The sequence below is a fragment of the Blastococcus sp. URHD0036 genome (assembly GCF_000701365.1).
Classification (GTDB): domain Bacteria; phylum Actinomycetota; class Actinomycetes; order Mycobacteriales; family Geodermatophilaceae; genus Trujillonella.
The window spans coordinates 398,516-407,267 of sequence record NZ_JNIK01000017.1 but is presented as its reverse complement, the minus strand read 5'-3'; the positions used below and the strand labels follow the sequence as shown (position 1 = coordinate 407,267).

8 protein-coding genes are annotated in these 8,752 nt (G+C 73.7%); 5 read left to right on the top strand and 3 right to left on the bottom strand.

What is annotated here, in order from left to right; all coding sequences use genetic code 11:
* Positions 1 to 173: 173 nt before the first annotated feature.
* Positions 174 to 839 (bottom strand): DUF2461 domain-containing protein, encoded by a 666-nt coding sequence (locus N555_RS0120290; protein WP_029433324.1) that lies wholly within the window; start codon positions 837 to 839, stop codon positions 174 to 176.
* Positions 836 to 1,420: a GNAT family N-acetyltransferase gene (locus N555_RS0120285; protein WP_029433323.1), complete on the bottom strand. Its 585-nt coding sequence runs from the start codon at positions 1,418 to 1,420 to the stop codon at positions 836 to 838. The genes N555_RS0120290 and N555_RS0120285 overlap by 4 nt, the downstream gene beginning before the upstream one ends.
* A 63-nt stretch (positions 1,421 to 1,483) precedes the next feature.
* Between N555_RS0120285 and N555_RS0120280 the strand changes: the two genes are divergently transcribed.
* The 5 genes from N555_RS0120280 (at position 1,484) to N555_RS0120260 (ending at position 6,727) form a co-directional block, all read left to right on the top strand.
* Complete coding sequence (locus N555_RS0120280; protein ID WP_081866379.1) at positions 1,484 to 2,695, top strand: winged helix-turn-helix domain-containing protein; 1,212 nt, start codon at positions 1,484 to 1,486, stop codon at positions 2,693 to 2,695.
* A 73-nt stretch (positions 2,696 to 2,768) separates the two neighbouring features.
* The gene (locus N555_RS0120275) at positions 2,769 to 3,584 is read left to right on the top strand and encodes a thymidylate synthase (protein ID WP_029433321.1); all 816 of its coding nucleotides are present in this window, start codon (positions 2,769 to 2,771) and stop codon (positions 3,582 to 3,584) included.
* Positions 3,585 to 3,595: 11 nt separating this feature from the next.
* Positions 3,596 to 4,084 (top strand): dihydrofolate reductase, encoded by a 489-nt coding sequence (locus tag N555_RS0120270; protein WP_029433320.1) that lies wholly within the window; start codon positions 3,596 to 3,598, stop codon positions 4,082 to 4,084.
* Between the two features lie 49 nt (positions 4,085 to 4,133).
* Positions 4,134 to 5,030, top strand: a complete 897-nt coding sequence (dapA, locus tag N555_RS0120265) for a 4-hydroxy-tetrahydrodipicolinate synthase (RefSeq protein ID WP_029433319.1) — start codon at positions 4,134 to 4,136, stop codon at positions 5,028 to 5,030.
* Entirely contained in the window at positions 5,027 to 6,727 is a 1,701-nt protein-coding gene (locus tag N555_RS0120260) for a ribonuclease J (RefSeq protein WP_029433318.1), read from the top strand. Before dapA ends, N555_RS0120260 begins: the two co-directional genes overlap by 4 nt.
* A 47-nt stretch (positions 6,728 to 6,774) precedes the next feature.
* Here N555_RS0120260 and N555_RS0120255 read toward each other — a convergent pair whose 3' ends face one another.
* On the bottom strand, positions 6,775 to 8,718 hold the full coding sequence (locus N555_RS0120255) for a S9 family peptidase (RefSeq protein ID WP_029433317.1): 1,944 nt from the start codon (positions 8,716 to 8,718) through the stop codon (positions 6,775 to 6,777).
* Positions 8,719 to 8,752: the final 34 nt, after the last annotated feature.

Here is an 8,752-nt window from a genome sequence, read left to right as displayed (position 1 = left end):
CGCCGATGGTACTGCCCTGGAGACGGGGTGGGAGAGTAGGACACCGCCGGACAACCATTCACAGGAAGGGCCCCAGCCACCAGGCTGGGGCCCTTCCTGCATTCCCGCGTCCACGTGCAATACCGCCATTCCGCACCGAGCAGAACCGCCATGTTGCGCGCACTCGGCGGGGTTCAGCGGCGACGCATCTCCTTGGTCGTCGCGCCCACGTTGTCGGCCATCCAGGTGTTGAGCGCGACCACGTCGCGCCAGGCCGTCCGCACCCGGTCCAGTGCTCCACGCGTGTGCAGCCAGTCCACCGGCTCCCACTGCCGGGCGACGTTGAGGGACCGGTGCCGCAGCAGGTCCGCCCTGTCGTCGTCGGGGATGTCGATGCCCCTCGGTGAACGGGCCAGCCGATCCCCACCGAGCTCCCAGCCGGCGCCGACCAGTCGGGCCACCTCCCCGGCGAGGCGCGGGCCCTGCACGTCGTCCACCACCGCACGTCGGTAGCGGGCGACCTGGTCGGACTCCAGCCGCCAGCACCCGCCGGCCACCCGCAGCCCGTCGGCGGAGATCTGCACGTACCAGGCGCCGGCGGAGCGGCCGGCCGGTTCCACGACAGCCCCCTGGTGGGTCTTGTACGGGGTCTTGTCGTGGCTGAACCGGACGTCGCGATAGGGGCGGAACAGCTTGGCCGGCCCGAACTCGTCGGCGAGCTCGTCCACGAGGGCCTGCATGGGCGCCCGGACGGAGGACTCGTAGACGGGCCGGTTCCCGGTCCAGTACGTCTTGCTGTTGTCGGCCTCCAGGCCCTCGTAGAAGACCAGACCCTCGTCCGGGAAACCCTCGAACGTCACGGCTCGTCCTCCCCGAGGCCGGCGTGCCACTGGACCTCGCGCAGGGGTGCGCCACCGGTGTCCAGGGTCCGGGCCCAGCGATCGCGGGCCCAGCCGGCCGACTCGAGGAACTGGACGGTGACCGTGTCGGCCTCCGGGACCCACATCGAGAGGCGGACGGCGCCGGTCTCCGCGGCGAGGTCCGCCACCGCGGCGAGCAGCCGGCTGCCGTGGCCGCGTCGTCCCCACCGGGGTTCCACGAGCAGCGCCGCGAGCTCGGTGGTCGGCCCCTCCGGGGACGCCGGGTGGTCCGGGGAGACCTCGGGTGGGCCGTACGCGGCGAAGCCCACGACGGTGTCTCCGTCGAGGGCGACGAGCACCCCGTGCGCCGGCGTCGGGGGGTCGACCACGGCCGACCGCCAGACCTCCGCGGCGGCGGCCTCGTCCCACTCGTCGAGCACGGCCACCGGCAGCACGCTGCGGTACGCCGTCCGCCAGGTGACGGTCTGGACGCGCGCCATGTCGCCGGCGTCCGCAGGGCGGGCCGGGCGCACCGAGACCGATGCCGTGCCGGTGAGCCGGGGGAAGGCGGGCGGTTCCATCCCCGGCAGCGTAGGCGCAGGTGGAGCGGCGTCCGTCGTACCCGCCAGGCAGGATCGGCTGCCGTGACCGTTCCCGTCGTCGACCGGCTCCCGGCCCCGCTGGCCCGGCGCATCGCGCTGGCCGCCCAGGGCTTTGCCGACGCGCGTCCCACGGGTGGGGTGGACAGCCGCCAGCTGCGGCGGGTGACCGACCGGCTGGCGGTCGTGCAGATCGACTCGGTGAACGTCCTGTCCCGCTCCCACTACCTGCCCTACTTCAGCCGCCTCGGTGCCTACCGTCGCGAGGCCCTCGACGACTTCACCGGCCGCCGGCACGAGCTGTTCGAGTACTGGGCGCACGAGGCGTCCTACCTCCCGGTGCGCCTGCACCCGTACCTGCGCTGGCGGATGGCGGCGGCGGAGGAGCACGCGTGGGGGAACATGGTCCGGCTCCAGCGGGAGCGGCCCGGCTACGTCGCCGAGGTGCTCGACCGGGTCCGGGAGCAGGGGCCGACCCGGGCCGGCGAGTTGCTGGAGACCCGGCGGGAGCGCTCCGGGACCATGTGGAACTGGCACCCCGGCAAGGTGGCCCTCGAGTGGCTGTTCTTCACCGGCGTCCTGACCGCGCGGGCCCGCACGGCCGGCTTCGAGCGGGTCTACGACCTCACCGAGCGCGTCTTCCCGGCCGCGGTCGTGCAGGCGCCCACCCCGGATCCGGCCGAGGCGTTCCGGGAGCTGGTCCGCACCGCCGCCCGTGCGCTCGGCGTCGCCACCGAGCGCGACCTGCGCGACTACTTCCGGCTGAGGCCGGCCGCCGCGCGGACGGCGATCGAGGAGCTGGCCGACGCCGGTGAGCTGATCCCCGTGCGCGTCGACGGCTGGTCCGCGCCCGCGTGGCTGGACCCGGCCGCCCGCCGTCCCCGGTGGGTCCGTGCCCGCGCACTGCTGAGCCCCTTCGACTCGCTGGTGTGGGAGCGGCCGCGGGTCGAGCGGCTCTTCGGGTTCCGCTACCGCCTGGAGATCTACACGCCGGCCGAGAAGCGGGTCCACGGCTACTACGTGCTGCCGTTCCTCCTCGGCGACCGGATCGTGGCGCGCGCCGACCTCAAGGCCGACCGGCAGGCGGGTGCGCTGCTGGTGCAGGCCGTCCACGGGGAGGACGGCGTCGACCGCCCGGAGGTCGCCACCGAGCTCGCCGCCGAGCTGAGGCTGATGGCCGACTGGCTCCGTCTCGAGCGCGTGGTGGTCGCCGGGGCCGGCGACCTCGCCCCGGACCTGGCCGCGGTCACGCGCTGAGCGGGGTGTGGCCCGTCGCCCACGTCGGGATCCGCCGACCTGTCGGTCCCAGGCCGTAGATTGCATCCCCGTGGTGGGCACCGCCGGGCAGCCGGTCGACACGCAGTACGAGGACCTCCTGCGGCGGGTCCTGGAGACGGGGACGCCGAAGGCCGACCGCACGGGCACCGGCACGGTGAGCCTCTTCGGGGAGCGGCTGCGCTACGACCTCTCCGCCGGCTTCCCGCTGCTGACGACGAAGAAGGTGCACCTGCGCTCGATCGTCGTCGAGCTGCTGTGGTTCCTCCGCGGCGAGAGCAACGTCGGCTACCTGCACGACCACGGCGTCTCAATCTGGGACGAGTGGGCGTCGCCGGCGGGGGAGCTGGGCCCCGTCTACGGCGTCCAGTGGCGGTCGTGGCCCACGCCGTCGGGTGAGCACGTCGACCAGATCTCCGCCGTCCTGGAGACCCTGCGCCGGGACCCCGACTCGCGGCGCATGGTCGTGTCCGCCTGGAACGTCGCCGCGATCCCCGAGATGGCGCTGGCGCCGTGCCACGCGCTGTTCCAGTTCCACGTCGCCGGTGGCCGGCTCTCCTGCCAGCTCTACCAGCGCAGCGCCGACATGTTCCTCGGCGTCCCGTTCAACATCGCCAGCTACGCGCTGCTCACCCACATGGTCGCCGCGCAGGTGGGCCTCGAGCCGGGCGACTTCGTCTGGGTCGGCGGTGACTGCCACGTCTACGACAACCACCACGAGCAGGTCCGCGAGCAGCTGACCCGTCCGGCCCGCCCGTTCCCGACGCTGGAGCTGGCCCCGGCGGCCTCGCTGTTCGACTACACACCCGAGCACGTGACGGTGCGCGGCTACGACCCGCACCCCGCCATCCGCGCCGCCGTCGCGGTCTGACCTGCCCTCCGGTGACGATCTCCCTGATCTGGGCTCAGGCGCAGGCCCGGGTCATCGGTGCGGACGGCGCGCTGCCGTGGCACCTGCCGGAGGACCTGAAGAACTTCCGCGAGCTGACGGCGGGGTCGGTCGTCGTCATGGGGCGGCGCACCTGGGAGTCGCTGCCGGAGCGCTTCCGCCCGCTGCCCGGGCGCACCAACGTCGTCCTCACCACCGACCCGCTGTGGTGGGCCGAGGGCGCGCGGCCGGCCTACTCGGTGAGCCAGGTGCTCAGCCAGTACCCGGACTGCTGGGTGATCGGCGGCGGCACCGTCTACGCGGAGTTCCTGCCGCACGCCGAGCGCGCCGTCGTCACCGACGTGGACCTCGCGGTCGAGGGCGACACCCGGGCCCCGGTGCTCGGCACCGGCTGGCGGGTGGTCTCCCGGACGCCGGCCGAGGGGTGGGCCACCTCCGAGTCCAGCGGACTGCGCTACGCGGTCTCCGACCACCGGCGCTGAGCGGCCCGCGCGGCGGATGGTCCGGACCCCGCTGGGTAGATTCACCACCATGACCAGCGACCCGGCGCGGCCCTTCGGCCGCGTGCTCTCGGCCATGGTCACGCCGTTCACCGACGACGGCTCGATCGACCTCGCCGGTGCGCAGACGCTGGCCGCCCACCTGGTCGACCGTGGCGCGCACGACGGCCTCGTGGTGTCCGGGACGACGGGGGAGTCGCCGACCGTCACCGACGCCGAGCAGCGGGCGCTGCTGGAGGCGGTCCTCGACGCGGTGGGTGACCGCGCCGCCGTCGTCGCGGGGGTCGGCACGAACGACACCGCGCACTCGATCGACAAGGCCCGTGACGCCGCGCGGCTGGGCGCGCACGGGCTCATGGTCGTGACGCCGTACTACAGCAAGCCGCCGCAGGAAGGCCTCCTGCGCCACTTCACCGCCGTCGCCGACGCCACCGACCTCCCGGTGATGCTCTACGACATCCCGCCCCGCTCGGGCGTGCCGATCGAGGTCGACACCCTGGCCCGCGCCGCCGAGCACCCGCGGATCGTCGCGGTGAAGGACGCCAAGGGCGACCTCGGGGCGGTCGCCTGGACCCTCGCCCGCACCGACCTCGCCTACTACAGCGGCGAGGACATGCTGAACCTCCCGCTGCTGGCCCTCGGCGCCGTCGGCGTCGTGAGCGTCGTCGGCCACCTCGTCGGCCCCCGGCTGGCGGAGCTCGTGTCCGCGGTCGAGGCCGGGGACCTCGAGAAGGCCCGGGCCGTGAACGAGCACCTCCTGCCGGTCTACACCGGCATCTTCCGAACCCAGGGCGTCATCCTCGTCAAGGCCGCACTGCGGGAGCTGGGTCTGCCCAGCGGCCCGGTCCGGCCTCCGATGGTCGACGCCACCCCCCAGCAGCTCGACCAGCTGCGCACCGATCTCGCCGCCGGAGGCGTCATCCTGTGAGTGCCCCGACCACCCAACCGCACCTGGACCTCAAGACGCCGCCGCCGCTGCCCGACGGAGGGCTGCGTGTGATGGCCCTCGGCGGACTGGGCGAGATCGGCCGCAACATGGCCGTCCTCGAGTTCGAGGGGCGGCTGCTCGTCATCGACTGCGGGGTCCTGTTCCCCGAGGCCGAGCAGCCCGGCATCGACCTGATCCTCCCGGACTTCGGCGTGATCGAGCACCGGCTCGACGACATCGACGCGGTGGTCCTCACCCACGGCCACGAGGACCACATCGGCGCGCTGCCCTACCTGCTGCGGCTGCGCGGCGACATCCCGCTGGTCGGCTCCCGGTTCACCCTGGCGCTGGTCAGGGCGAAGCTGCGCGAGCACCGCATCGACCCGGTGCTGGTCGAGGTGGCCGGCGGCGACGACCACCTGGCCGGCCCGTTCCACTGCGAGTTCATCAAGGTCAACCACTCGATCCCCGACGCCCTCGCCGTCGCCGTGCACACGCCGGCCGGCCTGCTGGTGCACACCGGGGACTTCAAGATGGACCAGCTGCCGCTGGACGGCGTCCTCACCGACCTGGGCGCCTTCGCCCGGCTGGGCATCGAGGGCATCGACCTGCTGCTCAGCGACTCCACGAACGCCGAGGTGCCGGGGTTCGTCACGAGCGAGCGCGCGATCGGTCCGGTCCTGGACGACGTCTTCCGCCGCGCGACCCAGCGCCTGATCGTCTCCAGCTTCGCCAGCCACGTGCACCGCATCCAGCAGGTGCTCGACGCCGCCGACGCGCACGGCCGCAAGGTGGCCTTCGTGGGCCGCTCGATGGTCCGCAACATGGGCGTCGCCCGCGACCTCGGCCTGCTCCGCATGGCTCCCGGCCTGATGGTCTCCCTCGACGAGGCGACGAAGATGCCCGGCGAGCAGGTCGTGCTGGTCAGCACCGGCTCGCAGGGCGAGCCGCTGTCGGCCCTCGGGCGGATGGCCCGCGGGGAGCACCACCAGGTGACGATCGAGGCCGGCGACACGATCGTCCTGGCGTCGTCCCTGGTGCCGGGCAACGAGACCGCCGTCTACAAGGTGATCAACGGGCTGGCCCGACTGGGCGCGACCGTGATCCACAAGGAGACGGCGATGGTGCACGTCTCCGGGCACGCCCCGGCCGGGGAGCTGCGCACGCTGCTCAACGTCGCCAAGCCGCGTTACCTGATGCCCGTGCACGGCGAGTGGCGGCACCTGCGCGCCCACGCGGCGCTGGCCGAGCAGACCGGGATGGCCACCGACCGGATCCTCCTCGCCGAGGACGGCGTGGTCGTGGACCTCGTCGACGGCAAGGCCTCCATCGTCGGCTCGGTGCCGATCGGCAACGTCTACGTCGACGGCCTGAACGTCGGCGATGTCGGCGAGGAGTCCCTCCAGGAGCGGCGGATCCTCGGGGACGAGGGCTTCGTCGCCCTCACCGTCGTCGTGGAGCCCTCGACCCGGACGATCGTGCGGCCGGTGCACCTGTCGACCCGTGGCTTCTCGCAGAACCCGGCGGCATTCGACGAGGTGCTGCGGCTGGTCGAGGACGTCCTCCGGCGCACGCTGGAGGACGGCGAGGTCGACGCCCACCGGCTCTCGCAGGTGATCCGGCGGACGGTCGGCAAGTGGGTGAGCGACACCTACCGCCGCCGCCCGATGATCATCCCCACCGTCCTCGAGGTCTAGCGGAGTGTGGGAGTGCAGGTTTCCTGCACTCCTGCACTCCGCTCAGGTCAGCGGACGACGTCGATGGGCGTGATGCCCTCGGCGGCCGGCAGGTCGAAGCCCCACACCTGGGCGTAGAACGACAGCTCGCCGTCCAGCGCCGCACGGATGTTCTCCGCCCGCCGGAACCCGTGCTGCTCGCCGGGGAAGCGCAGGTACGCGTGCGGGACACCCCGCTCGCGCAACGCCGCGACGATCGCCTCGGCCTGCTCCAGCGGCACGATGCGGTCCTCCTCGCCCTGGAAGACCGCGAGCGGGGTGTCGAGGGTGTCCACGTGCGACAGGGGCGAGCGCTCCTCGTAGACGTCGGCCCGCTCCGGCCACGGCGCGACCAGCCCGTCGAGGTAGCGGGACTCGAACTTGTGGGTGTCCCGGGCCAGCGCGTCCAGGTCCGCGACACCGAAGTGGCTGGCGCCGGCCGAGAAGGTGCCCGGGCGCATGGCCAGGGCCGCCAGGGTGGTGAACCCGCCCGCCGAGCCGCCGCGGATCGCCATCCGGGCCGGGTCGACCCGGCCGGCCCCGGCGAGGTACCGGGCGCAGGCGATGACGTCGTCCAGGTCGACGACGCCCCAGCGGCCCTGTAGTGCATCGCGGTAGCGCCGCCCGTAGCCGGTGGAGCCGCGGTAGTCGACGTCGGCCACGCAGAAGCCACGGGAGGTCCAGTACTGGATGGCGAGGCTCAGCACCGGGGACGCGGCCGAGGTGGGTCCGCCGTGGACCATCACGAGCAGCGGCGGCAGCTCCCCGTCGACCGCCCGGACGTCGGGGTTGGCGGGCGGGTAGACGAGCGCGTGCGCGGTGTCGATGCCGGTGCCGCCGTCCGGGGTCGGGAAGGAGACGTGCTCCGGGCGGGAGAACCACGTCGGGTCCAGCCCGAGGTCCCGGGCCGGACGGAGGACCTCGGTGTGCCCGCCGTCGACGTCCACCCGCAGGACGACGGGCTCGTCGGCCGGGCCGCCGGCGGCACACACGACGCGCGTGCCCTGGGCGGTGATCGACTGGTAGGCGCTGAACGGGACGCCGAGTTCCCGTACGGTCCCGTCGGACTCGAGGACGGCGAGCCGGTCGGCGCCGTCGCGGCCGTACGCGAAGGCGGCCCGCCCGTCGGCGAGCAGCGCGAACCGGCTCTGCCCGAACACCCACTGCGGACCGGCGATGTCACTGCCGACGTCGACGACGAGTTCGGGCTCCTCGTGCGGCCGCTTGCGGTACAGCGACCAGGAGTCGGTCTGGTCGCTGAACCACCACAGCGCCAGGTCCTCGCCCCACACCGGCTGGACGACGGACTCCCCGGGCCCGCCCGCCAGCACGTGATGCGTCCCGTCCTGGGCCCGGACGACCAGCTGGGCGGCGTCCCACGGCATGGTCGGGTGGTCCCACTGCAGCCACGACAGCGTGACCCCGTCCGGCGCCAGGCGCGGGTCCGACACGAAGTCCGGGCCGCTGACGAGCACCTCGGTGCTGCCGTCGTCGGCCACCCGGACGATCTCGTTCACCACGTCGGCGGCCGCCCCGGACGGCGTGTGGGTCTCCCGGACGGCGAGCACCCCGCCGGGGACCACCCGCAGATCGGCGAACCGCACCCCGGACGGGATCGCCGGCCCGGGCGTGACCGCCACCGGGCCGGCGTCGCCCGGTGCCAGCCGGTACAGCCGCTGGTCGGAGAACTCGGCGAACCACAGCACCCCGCCGGCCACCGTCCACGCGCCGCCGCCGTACTCGTGCACCCGGGTCCGCGCGTTCCACGGCGGGGGGAGGACGTCGGTCACCGTGCCGTCGGGGGAGCGGCGCACCAGGGCCGACCGGCCGGCCTCACCCGGGCGTGACTCCGACCACCAGACGTCGTCGCCGTCGACCACTACCTCGCCCGGGCGGGCAGCGGCGCGGACCACCAGCGCCGAGGTGATCGGGGCGGGCCAGCTGCCGTACGGGACCGGTGTGGGATCAGCCATGGCCCGACCGTAGGGCGGCAACACGTGCGTCCGC